The sequence below is a fragment of the Flavisphingomonas formosensis genome, from assembly GCF_009755815.1.
GTDB lineage: Bacteria > Pseudomonadota > Alphaproteobacteria > Sphingomonadales > Sphingomonadaceae > Flavisphingomonas > Flavisphingomonas formosensis.
On sequence record NZ_WRPK01000012.1, the window covers coordinates 116,451 to 136,139 of the forward strand.

At 66.5% G+C, this 19,689-nt stretch carries 17 protein-coding genes; 8 read left to right on the forward strand and 9 right to left on the reverse strand.

Translation table 11 applies throughout. The annotated features are described in order from the left end of the window. Positions 1–102 precede the first annotated feature (102 nt). Both GQY20_RS26775 and GQY20_RS26780 read right to left on the reverse strand, forming a co-directional pair. Positions 103–489, reverse strand: coding sequence for a hypothetical protein (locus tag GQY20_RS26775; RefSeq protein ID WP_232476273.1), 387 nt, complete (start codon positions 487–489; stop codon positions 103–105). Positions 490–578: 89 nt separating this feature from the next. Further along, positions 579–1,352: an IclR family transcriptional regulator domain-containing protein gene (locus GQY20_RS26780; RefSeq protein WP_157220236.1), complete on the reverse strand. Its 774-nt coding sequence runs from the start codon at positions 1,350–1,352 to the stop codon at positions 579–581. Between the two features lie 108 nt (positions 1,353–1,460). Between GQY20_RS26780 and GQY20_RS26785 the strand changes: the two genes are divergently transcribed. Together GQY20_RS26785 and GQY20_RS26790 are read left to right on the forward strand one after the other, a co-directional pair. Next, positions 1,461–2,150, forward strand: a complete 690-nt coding sequence (locus GQY20_RS26785; RefSeq protein WP_157220237.1) for a 3-oxoacid CoA-transferase subunit A — start codon at positions 1,461–1,463, stop codon at positions 2,148–2,150. Between the two features lie 13 nt (positions 2,151–2,163). Further along, positions 2,164–2,820: a 3-oxoacid CoA-transferase subunit B gene (locus GQY20_RS26790; RefSeq protein ID WP_157220238.1), complete on the forward strand. Its 657-nt coding sequence runs from the start codon at positions 2,164–2,166 to the stop codon at positions 2,818–2,820. A gap of 33 nt (positions 2,821–2,853) precedes the next feature. Here the strand turns inward: GQY20_RS26790 and GQY20_RS26795 are convergent, their stop codons facing one another. After that, a complete protein-coding gene (locus tag GQY20_RS26795; protein ID WP_157220239.1) occupies positions 2,854–3,228 on the reverse strand; it encodes a carboxymuconolactone decarboxylase family protein in 375 nt (124 codons plus the stop codon). 261 nt (positions 3,229–3,489) lie between these two features. Between GQY20_RS26795 and GQY20_RS26800 the strand changes: the two genes are divergently transcribed. After that, a complete protein-coding gene (locus tag GQY20_RS26800; RefSeq protein WP_157220321.1) occupies positions 3,490–4,047 on the forward strand; it encodes a hypothetical protein in 558 nt (185 codons plus the stop codon). 399 nt (positions 4,048–4,446) lie between these two features. Here the strand turns inward: GQY20_RS26800 and GQY20_RS26805 are convergent, their stop codons facing one another. After that, a complete protein-coding gene (locus tag GQY20_RS26805; RefSeq protein ID WP_157220240.1) occupies positions 4,447–5,064 on the reverse strand; it encodes a DUF1287 domain-containing protein in 618 nt (205 codons plus the stop codon). A 111-nt stretch (positions 5,065–5,175) separates the two neighbouring features. Between GQY20_RS26805 and GQY20_RS26810 the strand changes: the two genes are divergently transcribed. Beyond that, positions 5,176–6,405 (forward strand): TCR/Tet family MFS transporter, encoded by a 1,230-nt coding sequence (locus GQY20_RS26810; protein ID WP_232476274.1) that lies wholly within the window; start codon positions 5,176–5,178, stop codon positions 6,403–6,405. Between the two features lie 6 nt (positions 6,406–6,411). Here GQY20_RS26810 and GQY20_RS26815 read toward each other — a convergent pair whose 3' ends face one another. Then, positions 6,412–7,578: a glycosyltransferase gene (locus tag GQY20_RS26815; RefSeq protein ID WP_157220241.1), complete on the reverse strand. Its 1,167-nt coding sequence runs from the start codon at positions 7,576–7,578 to the stop codon at positions 6,412–6,414. Between the two features lie 3 nt (positions 7,579–7,581). Continuing rightward, the gene (locus GQY20_RS26820; RefSeq protein WP_157220242.1) at positions 7,582–8,340 is read right to left on the reverse strand and encodes a competence/damage-inducible protein A; all 759 of its coding nucleotides are present in this window, start codon (positions 8,338–8,340) and stop codon (positions 7,582–7,584) included. Positions 8,341–8,405: 65 nt separating this feature from the next. Here GQY20_RS26820 and map point away from each other — a divergent pair, with 65 nt between their 5' ends. Next, a complete protein-coding gene (gene map / locus GQY20_RS26825) occupies positions 8,406–9,233 on the forward strand; it encodes a type I methionyl aminopeptidase (RefSeq protein ID WP_157220323.1) in 828 nt (275 codons plus the stop codon). On the opposite strand, the gene GQY20_RS26830 is transcribed toward map, so the two are convergent. Continuing rightward, entirely contained in the window at positions 9,224–9,949 is a 726-nt protein-coding gene (locus GQY20_RS26830) for an endonuclease V (protein WP_157220243.1), read from the reverse strand. The genes map and GQY20_RS26830 overlap by 10 nt on opposite strands. 186 nt (positions 9,950–10,135) lie before the next feature. Here GQY20_RS26830 and GQY20_RS26835 point away from each other — a divergent pair, with 186 nt between their 5' ends. From GQY20_RS26835 to GQY20_RS26845, 3 genes are all read left to right on the forward strand, one after another. Continuing rightward, the gene (locus tag GQY20_RS26835; RefSeq protein ID WP_157220244.1) at positions 10,136–10,474 is read left to right on the forward strand and encodes a P-II family nitrogen regulator; all 339 of its coding nucleotides are present in this window, start codon (positions 10,136–10,138) and stop codon (positions 10,472–10,474) included. 82 nt (positions 10,475–10,556) lie between these two features. Next, positions 10,557–11,969, forward strand: coding sequence for a type I glutamate--ammonia ligase (gene glnA, locus GQY20_RS26840; RefSeq protein WP_157220245.1), 1,413 nt, complete (start codon positions 10,557–10,559; stop codon positions 11,967–11,969). 156 nt (positions 11,970–12,125) lie between these two features. After that, on the forward strand, positions 12,126–13,379 hold the full coding sequence (locus GQY20_RS26845) for a multidrug effflux MFS transporter (protein ID WP_198351226.1): 1,254 nt from the start codon (positions 12,126–12,128) through the stop codon (positions 13,377–13,379). A 28-nt stretch (positions 13,380–13,407) separates the two neighbouring features. Here GQY20_RS26845 and GQY20_RS26850 read toward each other — a convergent pair whose 3' ends face one another. Continuing rightward, complete coding sequence (locus GQY20_RS26850) at positions 13,408–17,574, reverse strand: translocation/assembly module TamB domain-containing protein (protein ID WP_157220246.1); 4,167 nt, start codon at positions 17,572–17,574, stop codon at positions 13,408–13,410. After that, positions 17,574–19,550, reverse strand: a complete 1,977-nt coding sequence (locus GQY20_RS26855; protein ID WP_157220247.1) for an autotransporter assembly complex protein TamA — start codon at positions 19,548–19,550, stop codon at positions 17,574–17,576. The genes GQY20_RS26850 and GQY20_RS26855 overlap by 1 nt, the downstream gene beginning before the upstream one ends. Positions 19,551–19,689: the final 139 nt, after the last annotated feature.

Below are 19,689 nucleotides of genomic sequence, written 5' to 3' on the forward strand. Positions count from 1 at the left end.
CCGTCGGGGCGCGACAGGGCAGAACGGTGCGCGCATGCCGCGAGGGGTCACGCGCTCCTATCGACCTGTCACGTCCGGGCCGCGCCGAAGCGCGGCGGGAGATCAGGCGAGCGGGGGTCCGGTGGCCGGTGGAGGCGGCGCGGCGAGGCCGCGGCCAATGGTGACGAAACCCGGTGCACCGGCCAGCCAGGGCAATAGCGTGACGATCGGCGCGACGAAGCCCGGCAGCGACGGCGTGTCGAGCGCGAGAGCGAGGCCGCTGAATGCGCAGGGCATTTCGGCGGCGCCATGCCCCTGGTCTCCGGTCCGGTGATGCGTGCCGTCGCTGGCGGCGCTCTGCCGCGGCAGCTCGATCTGCACGGGGCCGGCGCCGGTACAGATGGTGATGCGCAATCCGTCGGCCGTGTCGACCGGCATCCAGCCCTGGGGGACCAGCATGCGCATGAGCAGGGCGCAGATGATCAGCGCAAGCGTGAAGGCCTGCGGCATGACCCGTCCTGTGCGAAGCGCCCGCGACATGGGCGGGGGCGATGGATCAATTCGCGCCCGCGTGCAAGATGGACAGAATGACCCTGCTGCTAAAGTCCCATGCTGCCGAGATCGCGCGCGACGCGGCGCAGCGCCGGCAGGCAGCGCATGTAAAGGTCCGCGAGCGGCACGCGTGCGGCCTGGGTGCCGATGTTGAGTGCGGCGACGAGGCCGGCACGCCCCGTTACCGGCACCGCGACGGAACGCAGGCCCGGCTCCAGTTCTTCGTCGACGATCGCGTAACCCTGGTCCCGCACCGTCGAGAAGATCGCCAGCAGGCTCGCCGGATCGGTCTGGGTGTGCGGCGTGACCGCTCTCAGTTCGGTACGCGCCAGATAGGCCTCCTGCTCGGCGCGCGGCAGGGAGGCAAGCAGGACGCGGCCCATAGAGGTGTTGTAGAGCGGCAGCCGGCTGCCGACGCGCAGCGCGACTGACATGATCCGCGAGACCTCGGCGCGCGCGACATAATAGACCTCATCCTCCTCGATTACGCCCAGCGAGCAGGATTCGTGGAGCTCGTCGCGCAGCTCGTCCAGCAAGGGCTGCGCCTTGAGCGCAAGCGAGCTGGAGGAGAGATAGGCATAACCCAACGCCAGCGTCTTCGGGCGTAGCACATAGTTGGTCTCGTCCTGCGCGGCATAGCCGAGGCGAACGAGCGTATGCAGGCAGCGCCGCACCGCGGGACGGCTGAGCCCGGTCAGACGAGAGGCCTGGGCGATGGTCATCGGCCGCTGCTGCTCGGCAAAGCAGCGCAGCACGGCAAGCCCCCGCGCCAACGAGGTCATGAAATCCGGGTCCCCCTCCGCCTCGATCGCGCCCGCCATCCCGCCCTCAATAATTGATCGATAATCGTACAATATGACGTTTATCGATTGACACATCCCATGTCCAGTCGGACAGCGCGCGGACCGATCTACGGAAGGAAAGACGAGATGATCGATAAGTCGGTGGAAAGCGCCGAAGCCGCAGTGGCCGATATCGGCGACGGCGCCTCGGTGATGATCGGCGGTTTCGGAACCGCCGGCATGCCGGACCAGCTCATCGACGCGCTGATCGCACGCGGCGTGGGCGATCTCACGATCATCAACAACAATGCCGGCAATGGCGAGACCGGCGTCGCCGCGCTGATCAAGGCCGGCCGTGTGCACAAGATCATCTGCTCCTTCCCCCGCCAATCCGACTCGCATCATTTCGATGCCGCCTATCGCGCCGGCCAGATCGAGCTGGAGTTGGTGCCGCAGGGCAATTTGGCGGCCCGCATCCAGGCCGCGGGAGCCGGGCTCGGCGCGATCTTCACGCCGACCGGCTTCGGCACCCTGCTGGCCGAAAGCAAGGAAACGCGCCGGATCGACGGGCGCGACTATGTGCTGGAATATCCGATCCGTGCCGATTTCGCGCTGATCAAGGCGCTGAAGGGCGATCGCTGGGGCAATCTCGTCTACCGCAAGACGGCGCGGAACTTCGGGCCGATCATGGCGATGGCCGCCGCGACGACGATCGCACAGGTTTCCGCGATCGTGCCGCTGGGCGGGCTTGACCCCGAGGTGGTGGTGACACCGGGGATCTTCGTCCAGCGCGTCGTCCAGATCGCGACCGCCGCCACGCAACCCATGGCCGCCTGACCGGAGAGACAATATGAACCGCATGACCCGCGACCAGATGGCCGCCCGCGTCGCCCGCGACATTCCCGAAGGCGCCTATGTGAATCTCGGCATCGGCCTGCCCACCAAAGTGGCCGATTTCCTGCCTGTGGAGCGCGACATCTTCCTGCAGAGCGAGAACGGCCTGCTCGGCATGGGCCCGGCGCCGGCAAAGGGCGAGGAGGATGCCGAGCTGATCAACGCCGGCAAGCAGCCGGTGACGCTGCTGACCGGCGGCTGCTTCTTCCATCATGCCGACAGCTTCGCGATGATGCGCGGCGGTCATCTCGACATCTGCGTGCTCGGCGCCTTCCAGGTCTCGATCCACGGCGATCTCGCCAACTGGCACACCGGCGAGCCGGGCGCGATCCCGGCGGTAGGCGGCGCGATGGACCTCGCGATCGGCGCGAAGCAGACCTTCGTGATGATGGACCTGCTCACCAAGCAGGGCGAGAGCAAGCTGGTCGAGCGCTGCACCTATCCGCTGACCGGGCTCGGCTGCGTCTCGCGCATCTACACCGATCTCGGCGTGATCGCGGTCGGCCCAGAGGGTGCGCGCGTGATCGAGCTGGTCGACGGGTTGACGATCGAAGAATTGCGGCGGCTCACGGGTGTGCCGCTGGCTTTCGCGAGACAAATTGAGACAGCCTGACACCCTCTCTTCGTCATCACGACATATCCCCCCTCATCCCAAGCCGAGCTCGGCGATCAGCTTCTCGGTCGCGAGGAAGGCCGGCGAGGCATAGGGATAGCCGACATAGGGCAGCGTCATCAGCACGACGGCGCGCAGCTCCTCCGCGGTCATCTCGCCATTTTGCAGCGCGGAGCGGGCGTGGATCGCGAACAGGGAAGGATCGGCGCCCGATCCGGCGAGCACGCCCATCACCACCATCCGCTTTTCCCGGAACGACAGCCGCTCGTCGCCCCAGAAATCGTTGAACATCTTCATGCTCATGCCGGAATAGCCCTTGGGCTCGACCTTGGCAGGCATTGGCACGACATCGCCATAGCATTTGGTGAAGAGCGCCTTGCCGTTGGCGATCATCTCCTCCTCGGTCATTTCCCTCTCCTCATGCGGATCTCCACAGCCGCGCGAGGATGAGGCGCGGCGGACGCAATGCAATCTCGGTGGCGGGACGATCACCGCGCGGCCACAATCATTGCCCTTTTTCCCGATGAGCCCGCCGTGAAGACCCAGCTGGATCAAGATCGTTTCTCATGCGTTCCCAATGCTGCCATCTTATGCGCGCGCCGCCACAGCGCGATCGGCGCGAGCGATCAATGCCCGCAAGGGCCAGGGGAGACCAACGTCGTGAACAGAATGGCCACAATCGGCACGGGAATGATGGCGCTGCTGATCGCATCAAGAGCGATCGCGGCGCAGGACAGCGGCGAAGCGCCCAAGCCCGCAGCGGCGCAGCAACAGCCGCAACAGGAACAACAACGGTCCGGCGAAGCGCCGAAATCGGACGGGGTGCGTGATACGGTACGCACCGGCGGCAAGATCGTCGCCCAGCCGGCGCACGACGTCGGCCTCGCCAAGACCAAGATTCCGCCCGTTCTGGAAGCGGCGCGGGATAATCCCTACGGTACGGCCGGGCTCAAGACCTGCGCCCAGATCGGCAGCGCGCGGCGCGCTCTCAATGACGTGCTGGGCCCGGACTTCGACGTGAAGCCGGAAAAGAAGGAAAACCGGGCGGGCAAGCTGGCGGAGGCGGGTGGGAAATCCGTGGTCAACGCCTTCATCCCGTTTCGCGGGCTGGTGCGCGAGATTTCCGGAGCGGCGCCCGAGGAGCGGCGCCTCAACGAAGCGATCAGCGCGGGCTATGCACGGCGCGGTTTCCTGCGCGGGCTCGCCGCTTCGCGCCGGTGTCGCTGAGCGGCCGTTCGTCAGGGGCCAGGATCAGGCGAGAAGACCGCTGAGGAACCAGCGCCGCGTGGCAGCGGTGCGGATCAGGTGGCACCCGCAATCGCGGCACACCGAACGCAGCACGTCCCCGTCGGACGTCCGCGTGATCGGATTCGGCCTGTGAACGCCGTTGCGGCAATCAGACCGCTTTCTTCTCCGTCTTGTAGCCATGTGCGACTCCCAGCAGCAGGATGAGGGGAGTCGCACCGGAGGGTCTCTCTGAGATTTCAGAATATTTCAGAGACGATTCATTCCGTCCGGACCGAAATTTTCGCGCAGCGGATCAGGCCTGTCTGGAAATGCGCCGGCGGCGCATTATGCGGCAGCGGATCCGAAACTCGCTCGCTCGCGCGTTCTCAGGCAATTTGCTCAGCCGTCGAGTATCCAGCGGTAGCGGCCGGTGAGCGGATGATCGAACAGTGCGATCTCTTCCCGCGCGCCGGCGCCGATATTGTGGATCACGCATCCCGGCCGCCCGCCGGGCCGCCGATCCGAGACGATGCCGATATGCGGCAGCCGACCGCCGATCAGCCTGGTGAAGATGTCGCCCGGTCGCCATGCCTCGGGATCGGCAGGAACCGGCAGGCGCGCGCCCTGCTGCGCCAGGAAGGTCTGCAAATTGGGCACGCGGCGATGATCGATGCTGCGATCCGGCGCAACGAGCCCCCATCGCCGCGGATAGGCACCGAAGGCGCGGCGCATATCGGCGTTGACGAGCGCCTGGAGATCGAGCCCGAAGGCATCGCGATAGGCGCGGATCACCACATCGGTGCATACGCCGCGGCTGCGCGGCACGTCGCCATCAGGGAAAGCCAGCGCGGTATAGCCCGGATCATAGGCAAGCGTCACGCCGACCTGCCGGCGGGCGGCGGCGGTCAGCGCCGCGGCAGGGCGTAGCGATCGGGCAGCTGAGGCAAGCGACGGAAATCCGGCCGCGCCGGCAAGACCGGCCAGGATGCCGCGGCGTGTGAAGCTGGGGGCGCTCATCGCGGTGATGATGCATCAAACCAGCGCCGATCGGTAGGCAAAGCCTCGCGCAGGCGCTAACCGGTACGCACCGGCCGGCGGCAATGGCTGCCGCGGCCGGCGGAGCAACCGTTGACCGAGACTTCCCGATCCAGCGCGGTGCGCTTCGTCTTGGTGACGATCTTCCTCGATTCGATCGGGTTCGGCATCGTCATGCCGGTGATTCCACGGCTCGTCATGGAACTCGGCCATGTCAGCCTCGCCAAGGCGACTGGTATCGGTGGCTGGCTGGCGGCGATCTATGCGCTGCTGCAATTTCTTTGCGGTCCGCTGATGGGCAATCTCGGCGATCGCTACGGCCGCCGGCCGGTGCTGCTGGCCGCCATGGCCGGGCTCGGCATCGACTATCTGCTGATGGCGGTCGCACCCCGCCTCGGCTGGCTGTTTCTCGGCCGCGCCCTGGCTGGGATCTTCGGCGCTTCCTTCGGCCCCGCCCAGGCCGCGCTCGCCGATATCAGCCGGCCGGAGGAGCGCGCGCGCGTATTCGGCTTCGTCGGCGCGGCGTTCGGCACCGGCTTCATCGTCGGGCCTGCAATCGGCGGGTTGCTCGGCGAACTCGGCCCCCGCGCGCCCTTCTATGCCGCAGCCGCGCTTTCCGCGCTCAACTTCGTCTATGGCAGCTTCCTCTTTCCCGAGACTTTGCCTGCCGAGCGCCGTCGCCCGTTCGATCTGCGCCGCGCCAATCCGCTGGGCGCGCTCATCTCGCTGCGATCCATCCAGGGCGTGTTGCCGCTGGCCGCGGTGAACTTCTTCTGGATGATCGCGCATATGGTCTACCCCGCAACCTGGGCTTATTTCGCAATCGCGCGCTACGGCTGGTCGTCGGGCATGATCGGTGCGTCGCTGGCCTTCGTCGGCATCACCATGGTGCTGGTGCAGACGCTGCTGATGGGCCGGATCGTCAGCGCGATCGGCGAATGGCGCGCCGCGCTCCTAGGCATGGGCATCGGCGTGGTGAGCTTCGTCGGCTATATGCTCTCCACGCAGGGCTGGATGGCTTTCGCGATCATGGCGGTTACCTGCTGCGAGGCGATCGCAGGGCCCGCGCTGAGCGCGATGATGTCGACCCGCGCGCCGAATGATGCGCAGGGCGAACTGCAGGGCTTCAACCAGAGCGTCGGCGCAATCGCCTCGATCCTGGCGCCCATGCTGCTCAATCCGGCCCTCGCCTATTTCACCAGCAAGGCAGCGCCGGTCTATTTTCCCGGCGCAGCCTTCGCGATCGCGGCGGTCGCCGGGCTGGTCGCGCTGCTGATGCTGCTGCGTCTCGGCTACCGGCGCGAAGCGCCGACCGCGCACTGACCAGCGTCAGCGACGCAGCAGTTCCTCGATCGCGGCCATGGCCTCATCCTGCGCATTTCGGGCAAGGCGCGCGCGAAACCGGGGCGCGGCTGCTCGCGCGCGTTTCGTCAGGACGGAGTCGCCAGCAAGCCGGCGGAGCGTCGCGCCGAAGCTTTGCGCATCGAACCGCCCCGCCTCCACGGTCTCGCCGAGACCGAGGCCGGTGATCGCGGCAGCGGTAAGACTCTTTTCCATGTCGAACGGCAGGATCAGCTGCGGCAGGCCAGCGATGAGCGCCGAACTCACGAAGCCGAGGCCACCCTGCGAAACCAGCAACCCGGCCTCGCCGACGATCCGGGCGAAGGGCACGGGCAGCGGCTCGATCCGGAAGCCTGTCGCCGCCAGGCCGGCCGCCTCCGCGGGAGACAGAGCGCGAACGTGGAGCGTGACGGCAAGGCCCGAAGCGGCGAGACCGTCGAGAAACGCCGCCGGCAACCGCGCCGGTTCGGACAGATAGACGAACACTTCCTTGCCCTCACCTGCTGCGGGCACCGGTCCATCCGTCACCGGCGCGCCATGGCCCGTCGGGCGCCATGCGCGATAGGGATCGAGCTCGACAAAGGTGGACACCAACGCGCAATCGCTGGCGAACAGCGCCGGCAAGCTGGCAAGCGGAGACCGGCCACAGGCGGCGCGGGCGACGTTGAGCCGGTCGCGTAGCGCCTCCTCCGGCTCGCGCGGGGCATCGGCGCCGAGCGCGGGAAAATGATCGAGATTCGCCGGCGGCAGAGAGAAGCCGTTGCCCAACGCCAGCAGCGGCACCCTGCCGTGCGCGGCCATCATCAGCCCAGGCGCGAATTCGGCCGCGACGGCATCGGGACGGACCGCGCCGATCAGCCCATCCCAGGCGCGCAGCATCCCGGTCATGGCCGCGATGTCGCCTAGGCCGAGCGTCGCCAAAATGTCGCCCATGCCACGTGGCGGCCCCGCGGCGCGGCGAGCGAGCGTGACGATCTGGCCCGGCCAAAGCGGGGCCTGCAATATCTCCGCCACGTCCTCCGGCAGAGCGCCGACCTGCTGCAGTGCAAGAATCGGGCGGTGCCCGTGCGCGCGCAGCCGACGGGCGAGCCGCGTCAGGCGTACCGCGTGGCCGCGCCCTGCTCCGAGTTCCCAACCGAGCAGGATGCGCGCCATGCGTCAGATACCGTCGATCACGCCTTCCCGGCCGGCGGCATGGAGCGCAGCGATCAGCGCAGCCGCGCAGGCATCGAGCCGCTCCGCATCGGTGGACCGGATCACGAAATTGGCGCCTACGCGGCCGTCCCGAAAGAAAGGGTAGCTCCCGATCTGGCAGCCTTCGAAGGCGCGCTCGATCGAAGCCAGCATGTCGGCCACCTCGCTCTCGGGTACCCAGCAGCCGACCACGCGGGAGATGAGCGGCCGGCCGCCCTCCAGCTTGCCGGACAGCGCCTCCAGCATGAGGCCGGCAATATGCGGCACCCCCGCGAGGATGAAGATGTTGCCGTGGCGGATGCCGGGCGCGCCCGACATACTGTTCTCGATCAGCTCGGCGCCCTCGGGCACACGGGCCATGCGCATACGTGCCTCGGTGAGGCCACCGCGTGATTGATAATAGCCTTCGAGTGCGGCGCGTGCACGAGGATGGATGATTACCGGTACCCCGATCGCCTCCGCGATCGCATCGACGGTAATATCGTCATGGGTAGGGCCGATGCCACCCGTGGTGAAGAGATAGTCGTTGCGCCTGCGCAACGCATTGACCGCTTCCACGATCGCATCGGTCACGTCCGGCACCACGCGGACCTCGGCAAGCCGGATGCCTTGCAGGTTCAGCCAGAGCGCGACCTGCGAGATATTCTTGTCCTGCGTGCGGCCCGACAGAATCTCGTCGCCGATCACCAGGAGACCGGCCGTCCAAATGCGCTCGTTTGCCATGGCATGAGGCCATAACGCGGCAAGGGCCGCTCGCAAAGCCGGACGGAGCACGCTATATGGGGATCATGACCAATTATATCACGATGACGGATTCCGCCGCCGCGGAGCGCACCGGCGCGATCAAGCTCTACGGCCCGGAAGGCTTCGAGGGCATGCGCCGCGCAGGGCGGCTGGCGGCTGAGGTGCTCGACAATCTGGTGCCGCACGTCGTGGAAGGCGTGACCACCGAGGAGATCGACCGGATCGCCCACGAGCACATCATCCGCGAAGGTGCGGTGCCCGCGCCGCTCAACTATCGCGGCTTTCCGAAATCGCTCTGCACGTCGATCAACCACGTCGTCTGCCATGGCATTCCAGGGCCCAAGACACTGAAATCCGGCGATATCGTCAATATCGACGTGACTGTGATCGTGGACGGCTGGCACGGCGACACGAGTCGCATGTTCCTGATCGGCGACGTGCCGATCAAGGCGCGCCGTCTCGTCGAGGTCACCTACGAAGCGATGATGCTCGGCATCGCGCAGGCGAAGCCCGGCAATCGCCTGGGCGACATCAGCCACGCGATCCAAAGCTTCGCGGAGCGGCACCGCTACGGCGTGGTGCGGGATTTCTGCGGCCACGGCCTCGGTCGCGTCTTCCACGATTCGCCCGAGGTGGTGCATGTCGGCCGTCCGGGCACCGGCCCGGAGCTCAGGCCCGGCATGTTCTTCACCATCGAGCCGATGATCAACATCGGCCGACCCGACGTGAAGGTGCTGGACGATGGCTGGACGGCCGTCACCCGCGACCGCAGCCTCTCCGCTCAGTTCGAGCATTCGGTAGGCATCACCGAGGACGGCTGCGAAATCTTCACCAAGAGCCCTGCGGGCCTCGACGCGCCGCCTTATAGCTGAGCTGCAGCATAGCGCACCCGTTCCGCATTGGCGGCGTCATGCGCCAGATGGGTGGTCAGCGGCAGGCGGCGTCCTGCACATAAATCCAGCACCCAGGCGATCGCGCTCTCCAGCGAGATGCGATGACCGGTGCTGACATAGATCGGCCGCGCCCGCATGCGGGTGCGCAGCGCGACGCCGATCTGCTCGCCGCGATCGACCAGCGGCACCCTGTCTCCCGGCGATTCTCCGAGCTCCCCCTCGGGCCGGCCGCACAGGATCGTCTTGCCGACGCCGATCGTCGGCACGTCCAGAACGAGGCCGAGTTGGACCGCGATACCGCAGCGGCGCGGGTGTGCGCGGCCGTGGCCGTCCACCAGGACGAGACCAGGCTTTTCAGGCAGTCCGCGCCACGCGACAGCGAGCGCAGGCACCTCGCGGAAGCCGAGATAGCCCGGTACATAGGGAATCCGCGGGATCTGCGTAACCACGGCCGGGGGTAGAGCCTCGCGTTCCGGCCAGCGCAGCGGCGCGATCGCGGCGTGGACGGGGCCGCGCGTGTCCCGCCAGCGCATCGAGACGTCGACGCCCGCGATGACGCCGAGCGGTCCGAAACGATCCGCCTGCTCCGCCGCCTCAGCCATTTCGCGCTGCGCCACGGAGGCCGCGCGGAGGTCCGGCGGCATCAGCCACGAGTCGCGGCCGATGGCGATTTCGGAGTCGGTTTCGATTACCATCCTGTCATTCCTCGTCTCGTCGCGCGAAGTTGATGCCCAATAATCAGGCAACGTATCTTTTTCTGCCCTGTTTTTTGGCAGTGCAGCATTGCTTAACGCCCGATTTTCTGCGCGTCCTTGCAACTCGCAATCTGGCACGCTTATTGAAGAACGCGCGACGGCGCTCGCCGGGGGAATGGAGCGGACATGAAGAAAATCGAGGCGATCATCAAACCGTTCAAGCTGGATGAGGTGAAGGAAGCACTCCACGACGTGGGCGTGTCCGGCATCACCGTCACCGAAGCTAAAGGCTTCGGCCGGCAGAAAGGGCACACCGAGCTTTACCGCGGTGCGGAATATATCGTGGACTTCCTGCCTAAGGTGAAGCTCGAGGTGGTTGTCGACGACAGTCTGGCCGATCGCGTGGTGGAAGCCATTGCGGGCGCTGCGCAGACCGGACGCATCGGCGACGGAAAGATCTTCGTGATCCCCGTCGAAAATGCGTTGCGCATCCGGACTGGGGAGAAGGGAGCGGACGCGATCTAGGTCGCGTCATGGGCAAAAGGGCGCGAAGGGCGGCGAACCGGCCGCGCTTCGCGGAAGTCATCTAAACGAGGAAGGCGACACAATGGCCAATAAAGCGGCTGATGTTCTGAAAATGATCAAGGACAAGGAGATCGAATGGGTCGATCTTCGTTTCACCGATCCCAAGGGCAAGTGGCAGCACCTGTCGATGGTCTCGGGTGTCGTCGGCGAAGATGAGCTCAACGAGGGCTTCATGTTCGACGGTTCCTCGATCGAGGGCTGGAAGGCGATCAACGAATCCGACATGATCCTGAAGCCGGATCTCGACGCGGTGTGGATCGATCCGTTCTCGGCAACGCCGATGCTGATCCTGGTCTGCGACATCGTCGAGCCGTCGACCGGCGAGCTCTACGCCCGCGACCCGCGCTCCACCGCGAAGCGCGCCGAGGCCTATGTCCAGTCGGCCGGTTTCGGCGACACCGTCTATGTCGGCCCCGAGGCCGAGTTCTTCATGTTCGACAACGTGCAGTTCGAGACCAGCTACTCGACCAGCTACTACAAGCTGGACGATATCGAGCTGCCGACGAACACCGGCAAGGACTATGAAGGCGGCAACCTCGGTCACCGTCCGCGTGCCAAGGGTGGCTACTTCCCCGTCGCGCCGGTCGACTCCGCCGTCGACATCCGCGGCGAGATGGTCTCGACCATGCTCGAGATGGGCCTGCCCTGCGACAAGCACCACCATGAGGTGGCGGCTGCGCAGCATGAGCTCGGCCTGACCTTCGGCACGCTCGTCACCACTGCCGACCGCATGCAGATCTACAAGTATGTCGTGTGGCAGGTGGCGCAGGCCTACGGCAAGACCGTGACCTTCATGCCGAAGCCGATCAAGGAAGACAACGGCTCGGGCATGCACACCCACATGTCGATCTGGGAAGGCGGCAAGCCGCTCTTCGCCGGCGACGGCTATGCCGGCCTCAGCGAGACCTGCCTCTATTTCATCGGCGGCGTGATCAAGCACGCCAAGGCGCTCAACGCCTTCACCAACCCGACCACCAACAGCTACAAGCGGCTGGTGCCGGGTTACGAGGCACCGGTGCTGCTGGCCTATTCGGCTCGCAACCGCTCGGCCTCCTGCCGTATTCCGTACGGCTCGGGCGCCAAGGCGAAGCGCGTCGAGTTCCGCTTCCCGGACGCGATGGCGAACCCCTATCTCTGCTATTCGGCGCTGCTGATGGCGGGTCTGGACGGCATCGAGAACAAGATCCATCCGGGCGAGGCGATGGACAAGAACCTCTACGATCTTCCGCCGGAAGAGCTGGCGCAGGTTCCCACCGTCTGCGGTTCGCTGCGCGAAGCGCTCGAGAGCCTGGCGGCCGACCACGCGTTCCTTACCAAGGGCGGCGTGTTCACCGAGGACCAGATCGAATCCTACATGGAGCTCAAGTGGCCGGAAGTCGCCCGTTGGGAAATGACGCCGAGCCCGGTCGAGTTCGACATGTATTATTCGGCCTGACGCACGCGCGTCTCCGATGAAGGGGCGTCGGCCGAAAGGCCGGCGCCCTTTCCCGTTTCGGAAACCGCGATGGGCTATGGCGACGGCCTGGCGGGTTGATCTTTGCTGCCCTGCACTTAATTGGGGGCCTCATTTCCTGTCGTACGAGTCTTTCCCATGAGTAACGCCCCCACGCGCGATCGCGGCGCGCCGGATCTCGACATGGGATTTCGCACTTTCGTGTTCCTGATCGCCTCGCTGATGGCGGTGAACGCGCTCGGTACGGACACCATGCTGCCCGCGCTACCCGAAATCGGCCACTCGCTGGGCGTGACCGTCGAAAACCAACGACAATGGATCATCTCGGCCTATATGTTCGGCCTGGGCACCGCGCAAATATTCTACGGCCCGCTCGGCGACCGCTATGGCCGCAAGCCGGTGGTGATGCTCAGCATGGGCCTGTTCGTGCTGACAAGCATCATGGCCGCCTTCGCCACCTCGCTCGAGATGATGGTGATCGCGCGCTGGCTGCAGGGCGTCGCCGCCGCCGGATCGCGCGTGCTGGCGGTCTCGATCGTGCGCGACTGCTATTCGGGCCGCCAGATGGCGCGGATTACCTCTCTCTCCTTCATGGTGCTGCTCGCCGTGCCGATCCTGGCGCCGAGCTTCGGCCAGATCGTGATGCTGGCCTTCCCGTGGGAGAGCATCTTCGTGATCTTCGCGCTCTACGGCCTCGCCATGCTGATCTGGGTGGGCGTCAAGCTGCCGGAGACGCTGCACCCGGAATATCGCATCCCGATCTCGCCCGCGGTGCTGATCGGCGCGATCCGGCAGGTAGTCACGACACGGAGCTCGATCGGCTATGCGGTCGCCTCCGCCTGCATGTTCGGCGCGATGATGGGCTTCCTCAATTCGGCGCAGCAGCTGTTCGACGAGACCTTTCACGCGCGCCATCTCTTTCCGGTGATTTTTGCCTGCGCGGCGGGCACGATGGGCGCAGCGGCCTATTTCAATTCCCGCATCGTCGAGCGGTTCGGCACGCGGCGCATCTCGCATAGCGCGCTGTGCGGCTTCATTTCGGTATCCGCGATCCATGTGGCCGCAATCCTGACCAACCATGAATCACTGCTGCTCTTCTCGCTCTGCCAGGCCGCGATCATGGGGTGCATGGGCCTTGCCGGATCCAATTTCAGCGCAATGGCGATGGAGGAGATGGGCCACATCGCCGGCACCGCCTCCTCAATACAGGGTACCATCTCGACGGTGGGCGGCGCGGTGCTCGGCCTGATCGTCGGCCAGAGCTTCGACGGCACGTCGCTGCCAATGGCGCTGGGTTTCCTGTGCTTCGGCTTCACCGCTCTGGTGATCGTGCTGATAACCGAAAAGGGCAAGCTGTTCCACGCGCACCATGCGCCGCCGGTGGCGGCTTAGGATCAAGCCGGCACCAGATTTTCTACGTCTAATAATCCTTCGAAATCCGGACGTTGGCGCTGGTCCGGCCCAGTGTGGAGATGCTCGAGAGCAGCGACAGCCAACGCGTCACCTGGAATTCGATCCGCGTCGCCGAATAGCCCTGCCCGTCGGTGATCAGCTCCACATAGGTCTTGCGCGTCACATATTTGCCTGCCGCGATGGACGTGTGCTGTCCGGTGCTCACATCCGCCGGCAGGATACGCAGCCGATCGAGCCCGGCCACCTTGCGGACCGCGTTGATCGGATCGAGCCCGCCGCCCTTGCCCTGCAGCGAGGCGACGGCGGCGGCGAGTTGCAGCGCCTCGGGAGCGGACAGGTTGGTGATCGACGTGCCGAACAGCAGACGAGAGAGCAGCTCATCCTCCGGCAATGCCGGAATGCTGGTGAAGGAGATCTCCGGATGCAGGCCTGTGCCCGTCACCTGGATGGTGGCATTGACGCTCTGCACATTCGCCTGGGCGACGATGTCGAGCACGGGATCCGGGGGCGCGGCGCCGGTGAAGCGGATCGCGCCGCGCTGCAGATCGAAGCGGCGGCCGGCGAACTGATAGCCACCGCGCACCAGATCGGCCCGGCCCGAGATCGCCGGATTGTCGACGCGCCCCTTGATGGCGAGATCGGCGCGCCATTCGCTATCGAGGCCGAGTCCGGTGACGGCGAGCTGGTTGCGCGCCTTCGCGGTGATGTCGAGCGCCCAGGGCTTGCGGGCGCGCATCGCCTCGCCAGCCTCGTCGACGTCGCGATTGACCTCCTCGACGGTAAGCTGCGGCACCTGTGCCGCGGCGGCGCGGCCGAGCCGGTACAGCCCCTTGTCGAGCGTCACCGCGCCGGAGATCAGGCCGCCCGAGCCGTCCGAACTGATATGCAGCGGGCCGGTGACGGTGGCGCCGATATCGTCGCGGTTGAGCAGCACGGCACGATTGGCCTGCAGCGTGACATCCATGCCGAAGCCGTTGCGCGCCGCGAGATCGAAGCTGGCCTGGCCGCTGACCACCCCACCCTTCGGCGTCGTGCCGTCGAAGCGCGGAATGACCAGCTTCGATCCGTCGAACGAACCGCTGGCGTTGAGCCCGGTGATCACCGTGCCGGTCACGCCGCTCTCGAGACGCGCGCCCATCGTGCGGACTGAGCCGCGGATGCGCGGATCGCCCAGCGTGCCGCTCATGTCGGCGCCGATCGCGATCGGGCCGGACAGGTCGATCGTCTCGATGCCGGTCAGCCGCCAGAGCGTGTCGGCCGGACCCTGATAGCGCATCTGGCCGAACAGCGGCGCGCCGAAGAGGCGCGTTCCCAGATCGCCACCATCCAATAGGGGGGCCAGGCGGAATTGCGCCCGCCCGATCGTCTGGCCGCCGCTGGCCATCACGGCGCGGGCAGCCGCGGCATTGCCCTGCAGCACTGCCGCGACGCCGACGTCGATCGGCTTGGACGAAACGACCAGTCCCGACCGGGTGAGCCCCCGAATGACGAGATCGGCCCGGCCGGCGGGGAGCGCACTGCCCTTGGGCAGGCTGTAGCTGAACTTGCCGCTGGCATAGCCACCAAGGCCGAGCGCCGGCCAGCCGATATCGAGCACGGAAAGCGGCATGCGATCGAGCTGCGCATCCACCTGATTGGCCGTTCCGCCGAACAGACCGGAAAGCGTGGCCGAGCCGCCGGCAAATTGCAGTGAGGTCGAGCCCAGCCGCCAGCTAGTCTCCTCGCGCGTGAACACCGCCGGCGTGGTAAGCTTGATCGGCTTGCGATCGATGGTACCCTGCCCGGTCAGGCTGACCCGACCCGGATCGACCGTGCCGAGCAATTGCAGCTCGAAACTGCGTCCGCGCGATCCGGCGAGCGAAGCCTTCACCGTACCGTGGCCAGCACGCAGGCTGACATTGCCGGCCAGCCGCGCGACCGAGAATTGGCCACGGCGCAGATTCTGCGCGGTCGCGGTCGCATCGACCGATATACCGGCGGGATCGAGCAGCACGACGCCATCCAGCGCACCGCGCTGCACGCTGATGAGTTGCGTCCCTTCGAAGCGCGCGTTGCGGGCGGTGAGATGCCCCTCGATGCGCTGGATTTCCCTCTGCGGGCTGAACAGCAGCCGTCCGTCGACACCGCCGCCCAGCACGGCGAGCTGGCCGGTGAAGCCACCGGGATCGGATCGCAGCGACCCGCTGGCGCGCGTGCCCGACACGTCGAGCGTGGCGACCTCGATCGTCGCGGGCTGGCCGGACGGCAGCAGGATCTGGCCGTTGCCGGTAAACGGCCCCAGCGCAGACTGGCCCGAGGCCCGCCAGGCAAAGCCCTGGGGCGTCGGATCGAGGCCGAGCTTCACCGCACTGAGGCCGAGCGCATCGACCGGATGGGCAAGGACCAGATCGATCTTGGGTCGGGAGATGTTACCGTCCAGAACGATATCGAACGGACCATATTGGCTCTGCTCGCCCGAGCCCTTGAAGGCGAAGCTGCCGTCACGGCGGCGCTGCCCCTTGCCGGTGATGCGGATCGCAGGGGCGGTGAGCTTGAGACCGTTGAAGAACAGCATCTGATCCGGACCGCGCACGAGCGCCGTCTCGAGTTGCGGCAGCCCCCCGGCAAGCGACCGCAGAAAGACATTGTCGAAGCGGCGGACCCAAGCCCGCCCGCGTCCGACCACCTGCGAGCCGTGGCCGCCCGCGCCAGGCACCACCTTCAGATCGGTCATCACATCGACGATGCCGAGGCCGGGGATGAAATAGCGCGTGAGCTGTCCCGACAGGGTGACGGTATAATCGCCGCCGACGAGATCGACGAGCAGCGCCAATTTGCCCTTGAGCTTGTCCGAGCTCAAGGAAAGCCCCTCGCCGCTCAGCGTCTTGCCGGTGACCTTGAGCACGCCATCGACGGTGAGATTGCCGAGAATGCCGCCAGCGACGCTGCCGACGCCAGTGACCCGCCGGGCGACGAAGCGGATCGGCAGCGAGACCGGTGGGGCAGAAAGATGCCCCTTGCCGCTGGCGCGTGCGTCCTCGAACCCGGTCTGATCGAAGGCGAAGCGCGGCGCGGACAGGAGATAATCGAACGCGGCGGTCTGGAACGGCCCCCGGAACGTGGCGTGCAGCTTGATGCCGCTGCCGCTCATATTAGGGAACAGCGCCTCGGGTTTGAGCAACTGTCCATCGACCGTCACCGGATCGAAGCCGTTTTCGGCAAGATCGATGACACCCTTGGCAGTCAGCGCCACCGCGGCTGAGCGCAGGGCCAGCGTGCCGTCGAGCCGGCGGCCGGCGAGCGTCGCCTCTCCCTTCACCACCACGCGCGGCGCGGTGAGACGCGCCTTCTTGCCGCTGGTGATCGGCGCGGGGGTGAGCACGCCACCGAGCGAATAGCGTCCCTGATGCACGCCGAGGCCGAGATCGACGATGCGCAGGCCAGAGACGTCGACGCGTGCCGATCCCTTCCATTGCGCCCAATTGCCGTCACCGGTGATTCGCGCCTCGATCGGCCGCTCGGTGCCGAGCATCGCCCCGATCGCACCCCGGGCGAGTGCGTGCAGCGACGCCTCCAGATCGAAGCGGCCGCGATCCGGCTCGGCATCGAGCAGGAGCGCCAGCCGATCGCGGCTGCCGGAGACGCCTGCCTTGAGATCGATCAGCGCCCGGCCATGCCGGATGTCCGCCCGTGCATCGAGCGTCGCCACGCGGACTTCGCCGGCCACGGCCTTGCCGAGCCGCAGGCGCGCGACGTGCAGGGCGCCGACGTGAATGTCGAAACCAGGCAGGATCGGCCCCTTGCTGTCCGTCTCGTGCAGCCTGGGCAGATGATCCAGCATCGCCAGATCCGCCGACAGGCGATTGATATGCAGGCGGTTGGCGATCCAGGCGGTCGGCCGCCAGTCCAGCTCGATGCTCGGCACCTCGAGAAACAGCCCGCGCGTGTCGTAAAGGCGCAGGTCACGGAGCTGCGCACGGCTCCAGATGGATCCGTCGATACGGCCGACGCGGATGCGCAGTCCCGAAGACGGTTTATATTCGGCAATGCGATCGGCAAGAAAACGGTGCCCGGGATTGGTATCGATCGCCCACAGCACGAAGACGAACATAACCGCCAGCGCGGCGAGCAAGCGCAGGATCCAGGAGAACCAGCGCGTCCGGCGGGACGGCTCGGCCACCGGCTGCTGCTCCATCAGAAGGCCTGCCCCAGCGACACATAGACGGTGACCCGTGCGTCGCCCTTCTGGGGGTTCACCGGCGTGCCGACGTCGACGCGGATCGGACCGAAGCTGGTATAGTAACGCACGCCCATGCCCGCGCCGTAGCGCAGACCGGTGAAACGCGGCAGCGTCTGCGTGTAGAGATTTCCGCCGTCGAGAAACGGCACGACGCCGAAATTGCCGAAGCGCACCCGCGCCTCGACGCCGAATTCGGCGAGGCTGCGGCCGCCCACCGGATCGTTGTTCACGTCCCGCGGGCCGATATCCTGATAGCCGTAGCCGCGCACTGATCCGCCACCGCCCGAATAGAAGCGGCGGGACGGCGCAATGCGATCCCGGCTGGCGCCCATGATCGACCCCGCCCGCACGCGGCCGGCGAAGACGACACGCTTGCCGACCGGGAGATAGCCGCTGGCATCGAGCTGCAGCTTGGCATAGCCGAAGGCGCCATTCTGCAGCGAAGCCTCGGGCGAGAGCCGCGCGGCAAGGCGGAAACCGCGGCTCGGGTTCAGAAGATCGTCCGACCCGTCATAGCTGAGCGTGGTCGGCACCGCGGCGATCAGGAAGGTGCGGCGCTGCGGCAGGCCGGTCGAGATGTCCTGATCGCGCTCGTCCGAGGCGAGGAACTCGGTGCCGATCGACCAGGTCCATTTCTTCTGCCAGATGATGTTGGTCTGCCGCTCCAGCCCCACACCCACCGTGAAGGTCTTCGCGTCATAGGCATCGAGCTTGCTGTGGCTCGCGACGATCTGCGCGGTCAGCACGCGATCCCGCGCCTTATAGTTGGATCGCCGCAAGGTGGCGCCCAGCGACTGTTCGCGCGTGCCGGCGACGCCCCGGAAGGTGACGGCACCTTCCGGCTTGATGAGGTTGCGATGCTGCCAGCTCACCTCCAGCCGGGCACCCTCGCCCGTACCATACCCCGCCTCAGCCGCGATCGTTCGCTTGGGCGCCGGCTCCAGCTTCACGGCGATGTCGGTGGTTCCGGGCTGGCTTCCGGGCTGCGGCGTCAGCTGGACGGCGGAGACGAGCGTGGTCTGAATGAGGGCTCGACGGAAATCGTCGAGCTTCGAGGCGTCATAGGGATCGCCGGGATGAAAACGCGCGATGCGCGAAAGATGGCGCGCATCGAACAGCTTCTTCCCTTCGATCCGGATTTGGCCGAAGCGCTGCGAACCGCCCGGATGAACGGCCATGCTGAGTGTCGCCGAATGCGTATCGTGATCGATCGTGACCTTCGGCTCGTCCACGGTCGCGAAGGCAAAACCCTGCTTGCCGAGCGCGACCTTCAGATTGACCGCGCCGGCCGTCACCTTGTCTGCCGAGACGGGATCCTCCGGCTTGATGCCGAAAGCGGTGCGGATCGCGTCCGCCTTGGCGCCCGCTCCTTCTAGCCCCGGCAGATCCACAGTGGCGAAACGATAGATCTGGCCGGGATCGGCGGTCAGCGTGACCGTGACGCGCCCCGGCCCGGCCGGATCGATGCGCGTTTCAACCGACGCATCATAATAGCCATAGGCGCGCAGCAGTTCCTGCAGCAGATCCGCGTCATCGCGCGCCCGGCGATTGATCTGCGCGACGTTGGCATTCTTGTTCTTATTCTGCACGAGCGCGGAAAGCGCATCGAAGCGGGCGTGCAGTTGATCGGCGCCGAGACCGGAAACCCCCTCCAGCGCAACGTCATAATGTTCTTCGGCGGACGTATCGGTGGTCGCGGCGGACTGGGCCTGGCCGGTCGCGCCGGCCGGCGGCGCGTCGGGCGCGGAGAGATCCGGCCAATCGACGCCGATATCGGGCATCGCCTGCATCGGCGAGGCAGGATCGAGAGTAGACGACGGCTCCGCCCGCGCCGGATCGACCGGCGCCGCCTGCTGCGCCCCCACAGGTCCACACGCAAGCGCCGCAACGACTATAAGCTGGGCGGCGCCAGAGCGCAGCGATACGAACATGGAAGGAGTCCTAGCGCCGCCATTCCCACCCCGCCAGCGCGGAAAATAGCCGGAGGCGGCGGCGTGGCCCGAAAGCTTGTCCACCTGGCGCCCGATTCCGCGTGAGAAGCGAAGAAAATGGCGATGCCGCGGAAATGGG